This window comes from Klebsiella sp. YJ (assembly GCF_002108615.1).
Lineage (GTDB): Bacteria > Pseudomonadota > Gammaproteobacteria > Enterobacterales > Enterobacteriaceae > Klebsiella > Klebsiella planticola.
Genome location: NZ_MTEG01000048.1, coordinates 1 through 18,617, shown reverse-complemented (window position 1 = coordinate 18,617; position 18,617 = coordinate 1). Strand labels below are relative to the sequence as shown.

The following is an 18,617-nucleotide window of genomic DNA, read 5'->3' as shown; positions in this document are numbered from 1 at the left end:
AATGATGTCACGCTGAAAATGCCGGCCTTTGAATGGGTTCATGTGCAGCTCCATCAGCAAAAGGGGATGATAAGTTTATCACCACCGACTATTTGCAACAGTGCCGGGAAAGGAGCAACTAACAGGCCCAAAGGGGGTAATGAGGCAGGGTTTTATGATGTTCACTTATGGGAGTTTCCGATCCTAGTGATGCTTAAGCTCCTCATTATGGGGGATTGTACCGCTGAGCCTTATATTGACCCGTCTCTTACCTACATTAGCGAAGTTGATCCGCTCTGGGAAAATGACCTGCTTACACTCGTATTAAATCCTGAGGCAGTTGTTTTCGCAAATCCTATTGCTTCAATGTGGTGCGCAGCTGACTGTGTGAAGGTTACAGCTGGGGCTGACAATCTGAGTGCCCACTTTTGTGCAGGTTGTGATGGTAACCTCTATCCGCTAACCGGCCATGTTTTTGCGAATGACGATTCAGTCCGGGTTTCCTCATTATTAACTCAACGAATGATTACCAAGTTGCACAGGCAAGGAATGTTGATGAAAACCATGGGCCAGGACGCTATGTGCGAACGCAGGTTCAGTTATTTCATGCCTAGATCACAGTACAGGCTATCGATGCTGTATCCCGTACCGGAAGCAGAAGGACCGGAATGTTGTCATAGACTTGGTGATTCTGTTCATGACTGGTCGACACGGAAGGGCGGACGAAAACGTATAGGTGTAAATAACTATGTATACATGCTTTGGCGTTATAACGATTGCTGCGTAAGGTGGCTTGGTTAAGGGGTCAAGATGATATTTAAAAGGGCTGTTTCCTTAGCCGTAGCTGTGTCAATCGTAACTAATACGCTCAGTTGGGCGTATTATGTCACGCTTCTCAATATTGTGATGGCACCGAAAGTATATGCGGCAAACGAAATTTATGAACAACTGGAAAACAATTTTGATCTTGCTAATCCTGCAGCGAACAGAACTTCAACAGTAACTACAGAGGACATTTTAGAAAAATATAAGAATAGTGAAAATCCTTCTTATACCGACAAAATAAATGGTTTTGATAGTACTAACAGTTCGTCAATGGACCTGAAGAAATATGGTGGAAAAACATTCACAAATGATGATGTTTTGAATTATGCCAAAACTGATGGTTCGGACATCGCTGGTACGGTAATGCTACCCAACATGAACGGTAATAATATAAACATAAAAGGTTCAGAAAACGGTGGAAAGTTACTTTCACGTAACCAGGATGGAAGTATATCTATAAGTAACAACCCCAATCCTGGAGGCGCGATCACTAGTACCAATACAGCTGAAATGTATAGTTCAGAGCAAAATAATGCTGATGTTCAGTTTAATGCTGGTGATAGTTATGGTGACGAGAAAGGATTCATTAACGATATAAAAACTCGTAAGAGTCAATTATTCACTGCTAATAGTTATGATGGGCAAGCATATCGTTCGCTGGTGGCTGCAACAAAATCCAATCCAGCCCCTAATATTTCGCCAAATGACCCAATGTTTACAAGTGGCAGAAATGAAATAGCAAACGCAGCGGCTGGTACGGGTCAATGGTTGCAAAACTGTTCAACACAGACCACAACTACAACAAAAGAAAAACATATTCCTGATTATAAGGAATATTACTGTAACGCACCTAAAAAAGATAATTATGGTAGTTGCACTATTACACGTGACTTCAGTGTACCAGTTTACATCTCTGGTGGTAATGGTGACCTAAGCGTATGTGGCGATAACTGTATACGTATCTGGTTCGGAAAGCGTGGTAATGACTACTGGTCTGGTGGTGTTTATGACAATAGCATGACGCTTCATTTCCACCAGGACGCTATCTTAAAATCAGCAAGCATAGTAAATGCTGAGTGGGATGACCACATGCAAGTTAATCTTGATGGCAAGCAGATTTTTGCTCATATCGATGGTGAATATCGCGAACCTGGTTATGGCCCACCACGTAATGGCATGGAGAGAAATAAATCGAATAAATTAAAGGAACCTATTGATATAACGCGCCAAGTTTCAGAATCCGTGTACAAAGAAAGTGACCACGAAGTTGAAATGTCATCTACTGTATGGGTCGGGGGTAACGGTGAAGGGTACTTTGAAGTAGAACTAATTTTTGAAAATATCAAACTTGAAGATAAACATATACAGGACCCACCTGGCTGCTACGATGTTGTTAAACAAACAGGTTCATTTTGCAGGTTTGATCGTTTTGCCGATCTTGATGTAGGCACTAAACGTTTACCACAATCGATATTGCAATATGCATCACCTTTATATGAAGGAGACCAAGGTAACTTAACCTGGAAAACTAATCTAGAAGGATATTTTTGCGATCCGTTAGGGAAAGAAAAATTATGTCAGTATGATGCATCAGGAAATATTCTTAAAGATGAGAATGGCAATGAGGCTTGTTACAATTATGACCAGATAAAGAATATGCCTGATGCATGTTCAAAATACTCTACAAACTCTGCATGCACTATGTCCAGTCAAACATGCGCTGAGGGATGGTTCGATTCTGCTACTAATCAATGTTACATGTACGAACAAAAGTGGACCTGTGATGAAGGAATAACAAGGACTGTGACAGTAACAAACGAAGCAAACACCTGCGTAGGCATGATCCCATGTTCAGGAGGTACTTGTAATACCGGTGCGAATGAACAAAACAGTGATTTCGGTAAGGTCGCAGCCTATAGCAGCATGGTTCAGAACATGCAGGGCGATGCTATGTGTAGTGACCCTAACGACCCCAATAGTTGCATTGTCTTCTCCGGAGAGAAGCAATGGTGTGGCCGTTCTGTAGGCTTTGTAAACGGGTTGGCAAAAACAGATTGCTGCGAAGCTCCTAAAGGTGCAGCCGGAAAACTAGAGGCAATTATCTTAGCCGGGACAATGCTCAGAAACACAAACTGGGAAAAAATATCAGCAAAGCTGACAACCTGGACTGGTGGTGAGTCAGGTACGTGGGCATCGATGACGAACTCTGTCGGACAATGGACCTCCGGTGTATCTTCAAGCGTGGGCCAAATGTGGCAACGCGTGACTGAACCACTAACTTCTGCTTATGAATCAATAGCAGGAAACGTCTCGAGACTTATTGGCTCTTCAACAGTTGAAGGGGGAGGTTCAGCTGTTACAACAGAGCTCACCAAAGATGGGTTACAGACCGGCGGTCTCGCTGCAATAAAACAGCAGTTGATGAATAAAGCTTACGATATGTTGCCCGATGCAATCAGGGACTTTGTGTTTGATAAGACGGCCACCACACAACTTGGACAGGCAGTTTTCTCAAGTGCTGTTCAGAATTTTATGTTAGCTTTAAACATAGTTGGTTGGATATATACTGCTTATCAAATCACAAAAATGCTTCTCGAAATGCTTCTGGCTTGTGACCAAAAAGAGATGGAAGCGTCAATTCACAAAAACCAAGGGGCATGTTTTGTTATTGATACAGATCGTTGCGTTAAATATCTCAACGTTGGCTTCACTAAGAAGTGCATTAAAAAAGCAACCGACATGTGCTGTTATAACTCTTTATTATCAAGGGTAATAATGCAGCAGGCATATCCGCAATTGGGAATTAATCCTGTAGAAAGTGGTTGTGTGGGATTAACTATCTCACAGGTCCAGCAACTTGACTGGGATAAAATAGATATGACTGAGTATATTGAATCAGCAGTTGTCGCGGGGGAAGTCCCGGATGAATACGCAGCATTCACAGAGAGTTCTGTAGCTAATATGGGTCCATATAAAAATAACGAGGCGCAATTGTCCTCGGAGCGAACACTGGAGTCGATGGGGGGTAGTATCAATATGACCAAAGCGAGAGAAGAGAATGTGCAGGCAATTAATGGCAACAATGTAGATTGTTCATACCTTCCGAGACCAAGTGTATGTGAGGTAGGCTCTGTCTACGTTGATCCTGTAACTGGTAATTCAATTAATTAAAAGTAGGAGGCCGGAGACCCGGCCTTTCCGTTCACTGACAAATCCGGATTATATTTCTTTCTTATGAGGAAATCCTTTCTTTCCAAGATCACCTTTAATAAAATAATATTCAAGATTATTAATTGTCACACTAGGAAATCCAGGTGCTGTTTTCTTTGATTGAGGCTGTAGAATAAAACCTGGAAAGTTATTAGTCATAAATGTAGCATTCTTACTAAAAATATTAGTATATCGAATTATCGAGTAATTACCTTTTGGCAACGAAAGCTGAGCTAATTCATCACCAGTTGCTGGCCGGATAACCTGGTATTTGAAGAACTCACTTCCTACATCCCCTGAGTTTTCTACCTTTGATTTAAGTTCGCAACTATCCCAAGGTCCCATTGAAGATTTTGAGATTGTGCATGCGTTCAAGGCGTTTATTTGACCCTCATAAGTTGCACCTAAAATTTTAGGTTGTTCCTTTATTGACTCGATAACAATTCTGGCCCCTTCTTTTATAAGTGATGGGTCGTCATAAGGAAGATTGCGAGGATTTGAAACGAAAACCACACTCTGTGGAACCATGAGAAATTCAGCATCAGCCTCGCTGTAGAGTGATGCCGTAAACATCCCAATTCCAGCTTTAAGCCCGCCTGTTATTACACCGGTAGCAGTGTTCAGAAGCATTTTTGAAGCAAGACCTTCATCAACTCCCCCTCCTGCATTCTCTGCTTCATCTACATTTACTGGTACACCTGCAAGTGCGTATGCGTTCGTTGCCACCGATTTTTGAGGATCTGCATGCCAGTAAACACCGTGTTCTTTTGTGAACATACGGTTATCTGGGCTCTGTGGTTGAGTGGCGCATCCGGCCAGAAGAGTGCATGTGAGGATAGCTAATAATGTTTTTTTCATTGAAATGCCCCAGTGGTTGTTTCCATCATTATTTCATAAAATTATGCACGTGCAAGATACTATTTTTCGGTTGGACATCTGAGTAACCAAACTCAAAAACAGGCGTTAAAGTTGAAAATATACCTGTCCAAAAAAAATCAACTTTTTCGATTTTCCCTACCCTTATTTGGAAGAAATAAAATTCAACTATGTGAAAATATATAGATTGCACCAATGGGCTGAAAAGATGATAAGACATAGAAAGATACTCAGCGTTGTTAATTGTTTGTATGGCGAGAAAAAAGTGAACCTTCTACCAGGAGGCATAAGTGCTTTACACCATGCCTCGAAACCTTCGAGGAGAAACTACCAAAAAGTAACTTTTTTAGAAGAGTTACTTTTCCCAGTAGTACTGTCAGGAGTCGATTTAATGCAACTTTCAAACTCAACATGAGACGTCGTTTTCGGCATAGATTCAACGTATCTAATAGAGGTCAGCTACCCTCAATACAGTGTAGGGGGGTAAATGAGCAACTTTACTATATATACCATTAGTGATATCGATTTTGTTTATACGGCTTTTACGGGATCGCGCTGATTATTTCCACTCACGGATCCAATGAATGGCTCAGATTTGCTGAATATGCAGCAGCAATTGGACTTTTTTATAAATCCCTGCGGTGGGTCCTTGCCCCCACAAAAAACGAAGTCCCGATCTTCTGCTGGATAATGGGGTTGCTGTTCTATTCAATTCCCGTCATTAAAGCCGATGTCACTCTGGAATCGGTTAAAACAGGGGAGGTCAGGAACATAGACAATGTACCGTTATTTATCGCGTCAACCGGTTAACTGACAACCGGATTACTTCACGGGCTAATTACGGACTGGCGAGCAGCGTTTGACCCGCTTACGCCGGTGGGGCAGGTCACTGACACGCTCGATGACAGCCTGACGCTGGGGCCAATGACAAAAATGGTCAAATATATGGAGTGGGGCGGGGAATCCAGTGGGTTCTGTCAGGCTTTCCCGAATACGATGAGCGGGAGTGAAAAACCTGTCGCCTTTGATGTCTGCAGAATCATCCAGTCTATTGCACGCGATTGTATTAAAACGACCCAGGACTCAGAGGTTCAGACCCCACTAAGAGGGGTGGCGTTAAATGAAATCTATGTCACTGATCTTGGTTCAATAGAAACGGTGATGGATTCAATGACGACAAACAGCCTGAAGACGGCCAGCGTCCACATGGTGACATCCACCGGACTGCAGTATGCATCCTGTTCCGACGCCTGGGCGTATCTATCATGAAACGTATAGGGCAGATGAATCAGTTTGTTGAATCGGCTAAAGAAGAGTCAGGACAAAAAAGTGACTTTCTGCAAGGTGTGGCGTCTTCGCTTTTTGGAAGCGCTGGTCAGGCTCACGATATCACCACAGGGGCTTTTGTCCTCAACCAAATAGATAAAGGTGTGCTGCAGTATCGCAAGTCGTTGGGTATCGCCGCAGATTACCAACTCTTCGAAGCGAGCATGAAACGAACCAACGCCATGGTCAGTCAAGGGCAACTCTGGCTGAACATCTCAGGCGCTGCAATATCGTTCCTGGAAATGTTCAGCTACTTGACATCCTCCCCCACCTTCTCACTACGTGAATCAGGAAGGGGATTCCCTTTGTAGGGTAGCAACGCGTTACCGCATTGCCCGGTTCCTCGCTTAACGGCTTACGCCGCCTTACGGGCGCGTCCGGGGTTAATCCCGGACAACACGGCATGTCCTGCCGCGAGAATATTTTGAGCGCCGTTTATGTCGGCGTTCGCTTCGTATCCACACGCCACGCAGACAAATACTGCCTGCGATTGACGATTTTCCTTTACTGTATGACCGCAACGCGCGCATTTCTGGCTGGTATATGCCGGATTTACTGCCAGCACCTCACCGCCGCGCCATCGCTGCTTATATTCGAGCTGGCGGCGCATTTCGTACCAGCCCTGATCCAGTATCGCCCGGTTAAGACCTGATTTTGCCGCAACGTTGCGCCCCGGCTCGTCTACCGTACCCGCTGCCGATTTCGACATGTTGGAAACCTTCAAATCTTCAATAACGATCATCGCGTGGTTTTTGCTGATTGTTGTCGTGACTTTGTGAAGGTAATCGCGGCGGATGTTGGCGATATGCGAATGTAAGCGGGAAATTCTTGCTTTCTGCTTCTTCCAGTTCGCACTGAATTTCACTTTACGGGCAAGCTGGCGCTGTAACCTTGCCAGTCTGCTTTGGTTCTGTTTAAAACTGTTGACAGGTTCAAACACCGTGCCGTCTGACAGCGTTACCAGCTTGCAGATACCGGCATCCAGGCCGACAGCAGACGTTGACGGGTGCGCGGGCTGTTCGACCTCCATTTCTACCTGAAACGAGATATACCAGCCGCCAGCGTGCTGGCTGACCGTTGCGTTTTTGATTTTACCCACAACGGCCCGGGACTGCCGGAATGTCACCCAGCCCAGCCCCGAGGGTAACTTAACGCGTCTGTACTCAAGCTGGCAGTATTTGTCAAAATTGACGAAACGAACGGAATCATTGCCGTGGGTTTTACGTTTGAACACGGGCGCTTTCGCTGCCAGTTTTTTATCAAAGCACCGTATCCATGCCCCGTGCAGGTCTTTCAGTTTCTGCTGAAGGTTGTCGGTGTAGGCATCAGATAAAAACGCCAGGTCAGGTAATTTCTTCCATCCTGTCAGCATTTTATTCAGCTCAAAGGCGGAAGGGAGTTTTTGTCCGGCCTCAAGAATACGCTGCGTCTCTGCCAGGGCGTAATTCCAGACAAAACGGGCGCAGCCGCACATCTGACGCAGTCGTTGCGCCTGTGCATCTGTCGGATTGAGTCTGTATTTATACGCTTTCTGGATTAGCATTTTGCATTCAGTGTGTATTGAGATAACCTGTATAAATAACCATATGTACATCACGGAGTCAACAGGTGCAGGAAATAAACAGAAGTCGTCATTCTGCCTATTTATTACATGTTCACATTGTTTTTGTGACTAAGTACCGCCGTAAAGTTTTCGGTGAGTTACATCTGGAAAAAGTAAATCAGTATGCAGGTGAAGTTTGCGGTGATTTCGGTGCTGTACTGAAAGAATGTGACGGAGAAGCCGATCATGTTCACATGCTGGTCGAATACCCACCAACTGTGCAACTGTCAAAACTGGTTAACAGCCTGAAAGCCGTCACAAGTCGGCGGCTACGGAATGAATTTCTGGATTTGCGGGAGGCGTACAATAAGCCTGTTCTCTGGTCACGCAGCTACTTTGTTGGGTCATGTGGTGGAGCACCGCTGGAAGTCGTAAAGCGCTACATTCAGCACCAGCGCGGCTAAATGTTCCTTTAACGCTAGCGCGTCAATTCAAATTCCCCTCCCGCCTGCCACGGTGGGAGTACCCTTTGAGACAAAAGATGGTCGGGGCGATCCGTGGTCGCCATTGACCAGTTTTTCCCGTCCTCAAAACGCTATAGCGGTTGCGTCTATACCATGACAAAAATGGCGCTTAACGTCAGGTCATGGATTTGCCCTGAATGTGGGGCTAACCATGATAGTGACGTAAATGCGGCGAAGAATATAAAAGCGGTCGGGCTGATCACATTAGCCCACGGAGCGACTGTAAACCCTAAAGCCGCTTAATGTGGTTTAGGTAGGTTGCGTTGAAGTGGTAATCCTCGCCCTTCTTCAGAGAGGGGGAGGCTGTTAACTTGAGCTACCGGTGACGAGGAAAAAATCATGAAAAAAACTAAAAAGCCTATATTTCCAAAAATAATTCCTGAATGTGAAATGATTTATGCAGGAACATAAGGGAATTAAGATGTAATCAAGTACTGAAGAACAAGAACGTGTTATACGGAATTTGACATCCTCCCCACCTTCACGCTGCGCGATTCAGGAGGGGGATTCCCATTAGTGGGTGACGACTGATCGCTCAGTGCCAGGTTCCTGCTTCATCGGGCGGACTGACTGCACCGTCCCTCCACAGGCAAGTACGGCATGTCCTGCCGCTAAAATATTACAAGCGCCGTTTACATCAGCATTCGCTTCGTATCCACACGCCACGCAGACAAATGTGGCCTGCGATTGACGGTTTTCCTTCGAGGTATGACCACAGCAGGCGCATTTCTGGCTGGTGTAGGCCGGATTTACTGCCAGCACCTCACCGCCGCGCCATCGCTGCTTATATTCGAGCTGGCGGCGCATTTCGTACCAGCCCTGATCCAGTATCGCCCGGTTAAGACCTGATTTTGCCGTAACGTTGCGCCCCGGCTCGTCTGCCGTACCCGCTGCCGATTTCGCCATGTTGGAAACCTTCAAATCTTCAATAACGATCATCGCGTGGTTTTTGCTGATTGTTGTCGTGACTTTATGAAGGTAATCGCGGCGGATATTGGTGATATGCGCGTGTAAGCGGGAAATTTTTGCTTTCTGCTTCTTCCAGTTTGCGCTGAATTTCACTTTACGGGCAAGCTGGCGCTGTAACCTTGCCAGTCTGCTTTGGTTCTGTTTAAAACTGTTGACAGGTTCAAACACCGTGCCGTCTGACAGCGTTACCAGCTTGCAGATACCGGCATCCAGGCCGACAGCAGACGTTGACGGGTGCGTGGGCTGTTCGACCACCATTTCTACCTGAAATGAGATATACCAGCCGCCAGCGTGCTGGCTGACCGTTGCGTTTTTGATTTTACCCACAACGGCGCGGGACTGCCGGAATGTCACCCAGCCCAGCCCCGAGGGTAACTTAACGCGTCTGTGCTGAAGCTGGCAGTATTTGTCAAAATTGACGAAACGAACAGAGTCATTGCCGTGGCTTTTATGTTTGAACACGGGCGCTTTCGCTGCCAGCTTTTTATCAAAGCACCGTTCCCATGCCCCGTGCAGGTCTTTCAGTTTCTGCTGAAGGTTGTCGGTGTAGGCATCTGATAAAAACGCCAGCTCAGGGAGTTTCTTCCATCCTGTCAGCATCTTATTCAGCTCAAAGGCGGAAGGGAGTTTTTGTCCGGCCTCAAGAATACGCTGCGTCTCTGCCAGGGCGTAATTCCAGACAAAACGGGCGCAGCCGCACATCTGACGCAGTCGTTGCGCCTGTGCATCTGTCGGGTTGAGTCTGTATTTATACGCTTTCTGGATTAGCATTTTGCATTCAGAGTGTATTGAGACAACCTGTATAAATAACCATATATATATCACGGAGTCAACAGGTGCAGGAAATAAACAGAAGTCGGTATTCCGACTATTTATTACATGTAAAGATTGTTTTTGTGACTAAATACCTGAACGAATGGGCTCTTAATTTCTGTGTTTGGTTAAATTGTAAATATCATCATTCTCACGTTTACCGACGCCAATTACGGTGACCGTCACAACATCATCGTTGACACTGTAAACCAGTCGGTAGCCTGCGCCACGGAGCTTTATTTTGTATTGGTCTTTGCGTCCATGTAGTTGCGATGCGGGCACCCGTGGGTTCAACAGGCGCTCAGCGAGCTTCTTTTTGAATTGTTCCCGAATGGTATGGCCCAATTTTTTCCATTCTTTCAGAGCTGATTCATTAAAGGCCAGCTTATAAGTCATCTAGACTGACCTCGATTACCGCCTCACCAATTCGCTCATCAGCAATACGACCCAGCTCCTGATCTTCAAGAAGCTCCATCAGTTGAGCATACAGAGCAGGCGGTACACAGTAAAAAGCGGGTTCGTTGCGATTCAGTATGGCTACAGGGGCACCTTCTCCTGCATTGAAAGTGCCCATAGGATCACGTTTAAGCTCTGTGATGCTTGCTGCAGTAGTGGTTAGTACCTGAAATGCCATAAAAAAACCTCCTGTTCAGAGTCTCAATTATAGCACGCTTAAGAGTGCTTTTAAAGGTGCTTTTATCAGTTAAGTTCCCTAGAAATCTCGTCCCGTGCGGGTTGGAATCCTCGCCCTGTTTTGAACTGCATCCCAAAAGTTGAACTCCAACTGAGTAAAGGTGCAGTACATTCTGGGCGGGGAGCAGTCAATGATACAAAATACTGAAGATAAAACGAAAAACAGCCTCTATTTCAGAAAATTCTTTCCTGAATGTGACATGATTTATGCCGGAACAGGAAGGAGCTAAGATGTCATCGAGTACAGAAGAACAAGAGCGTGTTATACAAAATATGGATAAAAACACGATGGTCATTGCCTGTCCAGGGAGTGGCAAATCCTTCACCATGAAGGAGGGAACAAAAGCCATTTTTCAACGTCATCCATTGGCCCGGGTATCCCTGGTAACCTTTACCCGTGCGGCCACAGACTCTTTAAAAAATAGCCTCCAGAAAATGATAGAGCCGAGGTTTCTCAACCGTATAGAGGTCGATACCTTTCACGGTTTTATAAAAAAAATGGTAAACCAGACCGGTTGGAAAGGAGGGCTTCTAATCGGACACAAACAAATGGCGATGGTATCACGGGTACAAAAACATCTTAACTACCATGAAAGTGTGAACGACATAATGCCATTCATCGACGGCATTGGCCGGGAGCTTAACCCGGACATTATCAGGATTAAATATACACGCGACCAGGTGGCGTTCTACAACGAGTACATGAGCTTTTGCAAAAAGGATAATGTTGCAGATTTTAACTCACTTTCAAAGTATGTAGTGGGCATGTTGAGTGCCGATAAGATGAGGCCTTTAAGTATTACTCATCTGATTGTTGATGAAGTACAGGACACCGATGGTATTCAATTCACTTGGATATCTGAGCACGCAAAGAGGGGCATCAACACCACAATCGTAGGCGATGATGACCAGACAATATACAGTTTCAGAGATGCAGGTGGAGTTAAGATCTTTCGTCAGTTTGATAAAGCATATAATCCTAACGTTTTTCACCTGACCAAATGTTTCAGGTGTGCACCATTGATCCTTAAATTTGCTGATACAGTGATCAGAAAGAACAAAGCCCGCTATGAAAAGAGTCTCGTGTCAGGCAGAAATGGGGATAAAGGAAAAGTAACTTTTATAAGATCGGATAAGGCAGACGACCAATTTGATGTGATCAAGGAGCTGGTGGAGAAAAACCCTCATGATTGGGCGATTTTAAGCCGAAACAACACGACACTCGACAAAATGGAAAGTTATCTTGAAGTTCCGGTTACGAGGATAGGGGGAAAATCCTTCTGGGAGGGATTAGAGCCAAGTAACATTCTCCATCTGTTCTCCTTTTTCCGACAGCCAGGTAACATCGGTCTGATGAAACGAGTTCTATCTTTCCTCAATGAGGATGAACAAGTTTTGGACACAGTGTGGAAGCATATGAGTTCCAAAAAAGTTACTTTTCAACAAACTGATTTACCTCCTGATGCATCAGTCCTTACCAAAACCCTACACAAGCACATGGCACCGATGATGACTGATACACGAGTCAAAGAAGAAATTGAAAACCGTTTTAAAAAAATTAAAGAATGGTTAGAAATGGCCGGATACAAGATGTCCAATACGAAAGGTGATTCGTCAGTAACCCGGATTTCTTTAATGTCATGCTACCGTTGGGCAATGAAAGATGGATGGCTTAAGATGCTAAATATTGCAGCTGGCATGACCATGGGTAACAAAGTGGAATCTAGTGAAACAGAGCAAAGTGGAATCTGTCTCTGCACGCTCCATGGTTCCAAAGGACTGGAATGGAAAAAAGTACTAATCATCAACTGCAACCACGACCAAATACCCTCACCGAAGGTTATCGGTGATGAAGGGATAGAAGAGGAGCGTCGTTTATTTTTTGTTGGGATGACAAGGGCAGAGCTTGAGCTTTACATTACCTGGCATGGGAAACCGTCAGAGTTTATCACTGAGTCGTTCCCGAAAGTAGTTGAGTTAGCTGAAGAAATACCAATTATTGAGGGAAGTGAAGATATGTGTTTACAATGATACAGGGTTGATGTATAAATTTCTCAATAGTTTTACTTTTAATACCTTTATACCTTCTAAGATATCCATAAATGGGTAGCTCAATTTTGAGTTTCGACACCAGAGCCTCTTTCCAAAAGAATGGCGCTGGTGCGATAACTCACATCTGTCTTACCACAACTCGTAGTTAAATTGCTTTCAAAAAGTAACTTTCTACGGACTTTCTAATGCCAGAAAAGTATAAACTCAGGCGGTTTGTTGCTTCAGGGTGATAAACGACGGCTTTCGCCAATTTCTAAATAAACTGCGTAAATGGTTTTTCCGGATTTAATTCTAAACTTAAAGGTATATAAAATGACTACTGCTACTACTGCTAAACCCAAAGCTAAAACCCCAACACGTGCTAAAACCGCCACCAGTGCTAAACCGTCACGCCCGGCTGCTGACAAAATTGAGAAAGATTCAATTTTGATGGCTTATTCCAAAGCGTTTTATGGTGAAGAAATTCCACCATCGAATACTGGCAGTGATATTTGTAAAATAGAAAAAGGCACCGATGACGATAAGAGTTACATCTGGTATATGACAGAATCTGTCAGCCGTGTAATTGAGTTAAAGGCGCTTGAAGAAAGTTCTAAACTGAAGCATTTAGTTGGTTGTGAACGTTCTGTGATTTACAGCGTGAATGTTGGTGATGTCTTCATTAATGAGATCAACCTCGATGAGGCTGAACAACTTCTTGAAGAATTTCCCGACATCCCACGTGAAAAAACGCTCGAAGCTTTTTTATCATCTCTTGATGAAAAGCTTGTTGAGTTGAATATCAGCTCCATTGTTACTTCAGAGTCTCTTCACTTCGGTAAAGATAAACTGACCAAGCTGGGTGCTGTTAAAGTAAGTCAATGGCTTGATATGGTTATTGATGAGGTGCATGTTTTTTATAAACGTCAGCACTTTGTTGAGACCGTTGAATCTCGTCATGAGGACCTCAATGACCTTTATGGTAAATTGAAGCCTTTGATGAGTGAATTCGGGCTTCAAGACAAATACTATGACTTATCATTTAACGAGATGATGATTCACAAAGTAAATGGTTTTGATTTTGTAGTTGCAGATTTAATGCCACGACTGCTTAAACTTGAAGCATCATTGAAAGATGATGAAATGAAAGCTAAAGCAGCTATGGAAACAAATCAAGCTCAAGAAATTAAAGCTGTAGAAAATAATAGTTTTGTAAAGGGATATGATAATACGGTATCAAGAGTACTGAAAGGTGCTGCTTGTGTTGCCATTCTCTATTTCGGAATCTCAACTATTATGAACTTCATTGGCTATAATTGATACTTATCTTATTCATGGAGTTCAACTATAAAAGTTGTCCTTTATAAAAAGGTATCATCTTCTAAATTTTGTTTAATCACACATCCATAAGGAGAAAAAGAGACTCCTTTTGGGTCTCTTTTTGTTTTTTAAAAGAGGCCTAACATGTTTACAAATCACATAAATACTGTTTGCGTTTCCGGCGAGGTTAATAAGGTGATTGTTCGTAATGAATATGACACTATTATGCTAATACTGGATAACAAACAGGAAATGGAAAGAAATGGTAAAATAGAAATGGTAGTTTCATCGATCCAAGTGAAAATACCTCAAGACCTGTATGATAAGGAGTTTAAAGAGATTATTCGAGGCGATAACCTGATGATAACTGGTTGTCTGGTGACTGATAAAGTTCACTCTGGTGAATTGACGGTTGTTAGAGTCCAGGCCCAGAAATTGATTCACCGAGCTCCTAAGCCTATTGAAGGTTTCGGCGGTTCAAGGTTCTTAACACGTTAATAATTTTTTAACCCCTATTGGGAGAAATCCCATTTGGGTTTCTCCTATGGAGAAACCTATCATGCATTTAAGTAGTAAATTAAGAAAGATTGAGAATGAAAACCAACTTAGTTTCAGATTCTTCTTTGAGGATGATGGAATTAAAGAAAAGGTATATATACCTGTGGAATCAAACTCAATAGTTGAAGATCATGGTAACAAAGTACCGAACCATGATTATCAAGAGCTAGATGATTTCATTTGGACAGATGAACATATATGTACGTTCTTCTATAAAATAATGGAGTCATCTTTTGTAACCGTTCAGTACCATATAGACCAATCGATGGTCTATAAAATTGATGCCAATGGGTTTCGATATCTAACACCGAAATTAAAATTGGAGTTAGATTGGTATTGTACTAAACAATTTCAAATTGTGTGTCATCGCTTCGGATATGACCCAGATGAAATTATTGATTTTATTAAGTCAAGACTTCTTCTTGCAATACGTTCAAGAGAGTCAAGGCAAGATCTTATTAAATCTTTAGAAACTGACAACTTAACATTTTCTCATCCTATTATAGGCCCGATTAAATGGTCAGATTTCTTAGATGATAGATATTGTTATACAAGGAGATCATTGATCATTAAATGGTCAATAGCTGACAGATTGAAACTCTTTAAAAAGATTTTCGATGAGCAAATGATTATCCTTGAAAATCTAAGTGAAAATGGTGCCTGGACTTTGGATCAGAATACCGATTCTTATGTTCTTAAAACCGAAGCTGTGGATTATGTTGAGTGGTTATATTCCGATGCATGTAAGGTAATATCTCATGTATACGGTTTTGATTACGGATTACTTTTCAGCACTTCGAAAGCCATTATCAAAAACCTTTAATTTCATAAATATCCAACGGAGTTATATATGACACCCGCTACTACTGCTAACAACAATGCAAAAATTCTAACTTTGAATGTTAACTCTGACTTAGAAATTAAATATTTCGAACCTCATGAGTTAACCAAGGCTATAGAATATCAAGATGAAGAGGAATACATTATTGTCCGTGCAAACGAGCACTTTAATGTTGACTGTTTTGGAGAAAATGACGTTATACCTATTTTCAAAAGAGTTACTCCTTTTCGTGCTCCGTTAAACAGTAAATATCGTCCAAATCCGATCACTCTACGCCGTATGGTGAAGTTACTTTTAAATAATGAAGTAACTGCTGGCATCTGCCTGCAAGGAGAATCTGGATCTGGTAAAACGGAGTTAGCATTATATATCAGCCATATGCTGAACTGGCCTATCACCATCAAACAAATCAACAATGAGTTATCGATTGATGATCTTGAAGGTATGAGAACGCTAGAAAATGGAAATACACGGTATGTTTATAGTGACCTTGTGCAAGGCTATCGTGATGGGCATATCATTCTTCTTGATGAGATAGATAAAATAAACCCAGATACGGCAGCTAAGCTTCATATGCCGCTTGAGCGTAAACCGTGGGCAACCGGTAAAGAAGGTGGCGAGTTGATTTATGCAAATCGCTACACCCGCTTTATTGGTACAGCTAACACTAACATGAGTGGAGAGGATATGCGTTTCGCTTCATCACAGTCCCAAGACTCTGCATTTATTAAGCGTTTTTTAATATTGCCGATGATTCGACCTGATGAACAAGCTATGTATTGTGCAGCTGAGGCTCATTTTCCTGATTTGAAACCTTCATGTTTAAGAATGTTTGCAAAAGTTGCTTTTGAACTTAACAATCTGAAAGATGACGAACTGGTGATGGATATTCGTGAATTGATTTCATGGATTTCTACCTCCAAAGTCCTTGATGAAGAAATTTCTGTTGGGTTTAAAATTGCATTCACGTCTAAGTTATCTTCTGAAGCATGTAGTAAAGCTGAAATTTTGCTTGAGCAACTTTTCCCGGAAGAAGTATCACGTTCAATTTCACAATTGTAATTGATACGTTTATTTAAATTTTACCTACCCCCCCCCCCACCGGGAAATATTTTCCCTTTGGGAGATATTTTTCCGGTGCATACTGGAGAAATATCATGGCTAATATCAAAATCGCTGCTATTGCTGATACCACTCAAATCAGTAACACTGTAAAAAGTTTCATCGACCGCAATCCTGAATTACAAGATGGTGCCGTTATTATTAAGGTAGATGTCGAAGGATGTCAGGGTCGCCGTAGAACGAATGAAATTCGACAGTTTCTTGATGAAGATGAAGTATCGGACCAATCGAGTGTGAGTAAGGTTGAAGTCCAATGGATTTCTACTAAGGCTTTGAACTTTAAAAGCGCTGTTCATACAAGATTGAGTAATCTCAAACGTAAATACTGCATTCCTTTCAGCTCCATGAATATACTGCCAACCTCTAAGTTGGAAGAGTATTTGATTGAAGTAGAGGCCGTCCGAGAATATTTCAAGGAAGGCATTCAGAATGCTCTAGAGCGTTATGAAGAATACATTCAGATGGAAAAAGACAGAAGTCCTAAATTGGCAGAATTAATTGAAAAATTAAGAATGACTAAAGATGACTTCGAAAAATCGTTTCTTTTCCAGATTAGCCATCCAATCCCTTTCACACCAATGTCAATTGATGGAGAGGATTTAGGAGACCGCTATTCAGTTGGTTTAATACAGGATATTGCTCTGACTGCTGAATCTATCTATGCTTCCTGCACAAAACCTAAAATTGACCAGACTTTCGTAGAAAAACTGTCAAATTTAAAAGATAAGGTTGTGAGTTTTATGTTTTTGGATGATCGTGCAACTAAAATTGCTGACTCTATCCAAAGCGTACTAAACCATCTTCCTTCTGGTAATTTGGATTCCCCCCTTCACATGAGTTTGTTTCGCGAATGGTTATTACTGCTAAGTGATACGAATCGTTTGAACAGAATTATGGATGGTGACGATCTTGTAACAGGTTTTATTGCCGAAATTAAAAATCGTTTTAACGATTTAGATGATAATTTGGCTAATAATACTGGTTCCATTTTCGTTGATCCTTTTACTGGAAATGGTATTCCTGCTAAGACATCTAATTCTTCGATAACTCCGGTCTCAAATAATGATGTAGTCCAGAAAAAAGTAACTTTCTCGACTCCATTTAATTTTTGATATCTTCTAATCCCTTGTGGGCAAACCCACATGGGTGCGCCCATTTAACTTTATGGGTGCTATATGACTATTAAGCTAAACAATTCTATTCGTAGTAAGTTGGCTGTAGATAATCTTGCTCGTGTGATTGGTGCTGATCCTGAACTCAATGTTCTTTTTTTGGGGCCACATGCAACACCATGCATTAACATGAGATCTAAAACTATTTTTTTACCAAACGGTGACTTTAGTAATGACAAATACTGGAAGCTATGTAGCGGCTGGATATGTCATGAAGGTGGTCATAATCGTTATACAGAAATCGAAACTACTGTTGATTTTGAAAATGAATATTTATCAAAACAACCTGGCTTCGAATGTATAATGCCTGACGGAACCGCTAGTTTTTCCTCTAAAGAAGAGGAGAAAAAAGCGGAAATAAAACTTAAGAGGCTTCATCGTTCTATTAACCTCTTCGAAGACATTCAGATGGAAGAGAAAACTGGTAATCAGTTTCCGCTTTCAAAAGTAATGCTTGCTGAAATGTATTCGTTTATGGTTAGTGATGGAAACATGACTGGTGACGGTTCTAATATCGTTTCCTACATTGAAATGTATATTTTAAACAAGCTTCGTGTAAATCAGCTTGGGCAAGAAGGCGTTCCTGAAATATTGAATGATTTTTTTGCTCTTGCTGATACTGTTCTATTCGACATGAAAGACCGTTTTGATTCTTTGATTCTCGAAGCCACAGGGGTTAATTCAACTCTTATGGCATGTGAGTTAGGATTGAAACTATATGAAGAACTAGAAAAGTTACGTGATGATCTAAAAGATAAAGAAGAACAAAACCGATTAGATGACTCTGATGACTCTGACGGCTCTGATGACTCTGA

At 42.4% G+C, this 18,617-nt stretch carries 14 protein-coding genes and 3 pseudogenes; 12 read left to right on the top strand and 5 right to left on the bottom strand.

The window, feature by feature from the left end:
* The coding region (locus tag BV390_RS28560; protein WP_227517260.1) for a TraU family protein at positions 1 to 780 on the top strand (780 nt) is incomplete at its 5' end.
* Between the two features lie 9 nt (positions 781 to 789).
* Positions 790 to 3,975, top strand: coding sequence for a conjugal transfer protein TraN (gene traN / locus BV390_RS28555; RefSeq protein WP_070083078.1), 3,186 nt, complete (start codon positions 790 to 792; stop codon positions 3,973 to 3,975).
* Between the two features lie 48 nt (positions 3,976 to 4,023).
* Here traN and BV390_RS28550 read toward each other — a convergent pair whose 3' ends face one another.
* Positions 4,024 to 4,872 (bottom strand): hypothetical protein, encoded by an 849-nt coding sequence (locus tag BV390_RS28550; RefSeq protein WP_064794295.1) that lies wholly within the window; start codon positions 4,870 to 4,872, stop codon positions 4,024 to 4,026.
* Between the two features lie 505 nt (positions 4,873 to 5,377).
* Between BV390_RS28550 and BV390_RS32020 the strand changes: the two are divergent.
* A pseudogene (locus tag BV390_RS32020) lies at positions 5,378 to 6,479 on the top strand (conjugal transfer protein TraG N-terminal domain-containing protein); the annotation flags it as partial.
* A 92-nt stretch (positions 6,480 to 6,571) separates the two neighbouring features.
* Here BV390_RS32020 and BV390_RS28540 read toward each other — a convergent pair.
* A complete protein-coding gene (locus BV390_RS28540) occupies positions 6,572 to 7,759 on the bottom strand; it encodes an RNA-guided endonuclease InsQ/TnpB family protein (protein WP_040209642.1) in 1,188 nt (395 codons plus the stop codon).
* Between the two features lie 35 nt (positions 7,760 to 7,794).
* On the opposite strand from BV390_RS28540, the gene tnpA reads away from it, so the two are divergent.
* Complete coding sequence (gene tnpA / locus BV390_RS28535) at positions 7,795 to 8,223, top strand: IS200/IS605 family transposase (RefSeq protein ID WP_077257669.1); 429 nt, start codon at positions 7,795 to 7,797, stop codon at positions 8,221 to 8,223.
* 78 nt (positions 8,224 to 8,301) lie between these two features.
* Positions 8,302 to 8,526: pseudogene (locus tag BV390_RS28530) on the top strand (zinc ribbon domain-containing protein); the annotation flags it as partial.
* Positions 8,527 to 8,796: 270 nt separating this feature from the next.
* Here BV390_RS28530 and BV390_RS28525 read toward each other — a convergent pair.
* The 3 genes from BV390_RS28525 to BV390_RS28515 all read right to left on the bottom strand — a co-directional run bounded on the left by BV390_RS28525 (position 8,797) and on the right by BV390_RS28515 (position 10,699).
* Positions 8,797 to 10,023 carry an RNA-guided endonuclease InsQ/TnpB family protein gene (locus BV390_RS28525; protein ID WP_040209639.1) on the bottom strand — a complete coding sequence of 409 codons (1,227 nt, stop codon included), beginning with the start codon at positions 10,021 to 10,023 and terminating at the stop codon, positions 8,797 to 8,799.
* A 153-nt stretch (positions 10,024 to 10,176) separates the two neighbouring features.
* On the bottom strand, positions 10,177 to 10,461 hold the full coding sequence (locus BV390_RS28520; RefSeq protein ID WP_004181778.1) for a type II toxin-antitoxin system RelE family toxin: 285 nt from the start codon (positions 10,459 to 10,461) through the stop codon (positions 10,177 to 10,179).
* Positions 10,451 to 10,699: a type II toxin-antitoxin system Phd/YefM family antitoxin gene (locus BV390_RS28515; RefSeq protein WP_004181777.1), complete on the bottom strand. Its 249-nt coding sequence runs from the start codon at positions 10,697 to 10,699 to the stop codon at positions 10,451 to 10,453. The genes BV390_RS28520 and BV390_RS28515 overlap by 11 nt, the downstream gene beginning before the upstream one ends.
* 290 nt (positions 10,700 to 10,989) lie before the next feature.
* Here BV390_RS28515 and BV390_RS28510 point away from each other — a divergent pair, with 290 nt between their 5' ends.
* The 7 genes and pseudogenes from BV390_RS28510 to BV390_RS28480 form a co-directional block, all read left to right on the top strand.
* The gene (locus tag BV390_RS28510; protein ID WP_004181776.1) at positions 10,990 to 12,789 is read left to right on the top strand and encodes an ATP-dependent helicase; all 1,800 of its coding nucleotides are present in this window, start codon (positions 10,990 to 10,992) and stop codon (positions 12,787 to 12,789) included.
* Positions 12,790 to 13,122: 333 nt separating this feature from the next.
* Positions 13,123 to 14,109 carry a hypothetical protein gene (locus BV390_RS28505; RefSeq protein WP_025368599.1) on the top strand — a complete coding sequence of 329 codons (987 nt, stop codon included), beginning with the start codon at positions 13,123 to 13,125 and terminating at the stop codon, positions 14,107 to 14,109.
* Between the two features lie 144 nt (positions 14,110 to 14,253).
* Positions 14,254 to 14,607 (top strand): hypothetical protein, encoded by a 354-nt coding sequence (locus BV390_RS28500; RefSeq protein WP_004181774.1) that lies wholly within the window; start codon positions 14,254 to 14,256, stop codon positions 14,605 to 14,607.
* A gap of 61 nt (positions 14,608 to 14,668) precedes the next feature.
* Positions 14,669 to 15,490 (top strand): hypothetical protein, encoded by an 822-nt coding sequence (locus BV390_RS28495; protein ID WP_004181772.1) that lies wholly within the window; start codon positions 14,669 to 14,671, stop codon positions 15,488 to 15,490.
* A 27-nt stretch (positions 15,491 to 15,517) separates the two neighbouring features.
* Positions 15,518 to 16,570, top strand: a complete 1,053-nt coding sequence (locus BV390_RS28490; RefSeq protein WP_004181771.1) for an ATP-binding protein — start codon at positions 15,518 to 15,520, stop codon at positions 16,568 to 16,570.
* A gap of 95 nt (positions 16,571 to 16,665) precedes the next feature.
* The gene (locus BV390_RS28485; protein WP_004026538.1) at positions 16,666 to 17,742 is read left to right on the top strand and encodes a DUF3150 domain-containing protein; all 1,077 of its coding nucleotides are present in this window, start codon (positions 16,666 to 16,668) and stop codon (positions 17,740 to 17,742) included.
* Positions 17,743 to 17,805: 63 nt separating this feature from the next.
* A pseudogene (locus BV390_RS28480) lies at positions 17,806 to 18,617 on the top strand (hypothetical protein); the annotation flags it as partial.

Coding starts and splice junctions, on each gene's coding strand:
- traN (WP_070083078.1), top strand. CDS start 790: ATGATATTTAAAAGGGCTGTTTCCTTAGCCGTAGCTGTGTCAATCGTA.
- BV390_RS28550 (WP_064794295.1), bottom strand. CDS start 4,872: ATGAAAAAAACATTATTAGCTATCCTCACATGCACTCTTCTGGCCGGA.
- BV390_RS28540 (WP_040209642.1), bottom strand. CDS start 7,759: ATGCTAATCCAGAAAGCGTATAAATACAGACTCAATCCGACAGATGCA.
- BV390_RS28525 (WP_040209639.1), bottom strand. CDS start 10,023: ATGCTAATCCAGAAAGCGTATAAATACAGACTCAACCCGACAGATGCA.
- BV390_RS28520 (WP_004181778.1), bottom strand. CDS start 10,461: ATGACTTATAAGCTGGCCTTTAATGAATCAGCTCTGAAAGAATGGAAA.
- BV390_RS28515 (WP_004181777.1), bottom strand. CDS start 10,699: ATGGCATTTCAGGTACTAACCACTACTGCAGCAAGCATCACAGAGCTT.
- BV390_RS28510 (WP_004181776.1), top strand. CDS start 10,990: ATGTCATCGAGTACAGAAGAACAAGAGCGTGTTATACAAAATATGGAT.
- BV390_RS28505 (WP_025368599.1), top strand. CDS start 13,123: ATGACTACTGCTACTACTGCTAAACCCAAAGCTAAAACCCCAACACGT.
- BV390_RS28500 (WP_004181774.1), top strand. CDS start 14,254: ATGTTTACAAATCACATAAATACTGTTTGCGTTTCCGGCGAGGTTAAT.
- BV390_RS28495 (WP_004181772.1), top strand. CDS start 14,669: ATGCATTTAAGTAGTAAATTAAGAAAGATTGAGAATGAAAACCAACTT.
- BV390_RS28490 (WP_004181771.1), top strand. CDS start 15,518: ATGACACCCGCTACTACTGCTAACAACAATGCAAAAATTCTAACTTTG.
- BV390_RS28485 (WP_004026538.1), top strand. CDS start 16,666: ATGGCTAATATCAAAATCGCTGCTATTGCTGATACCACTCAAATCAGT.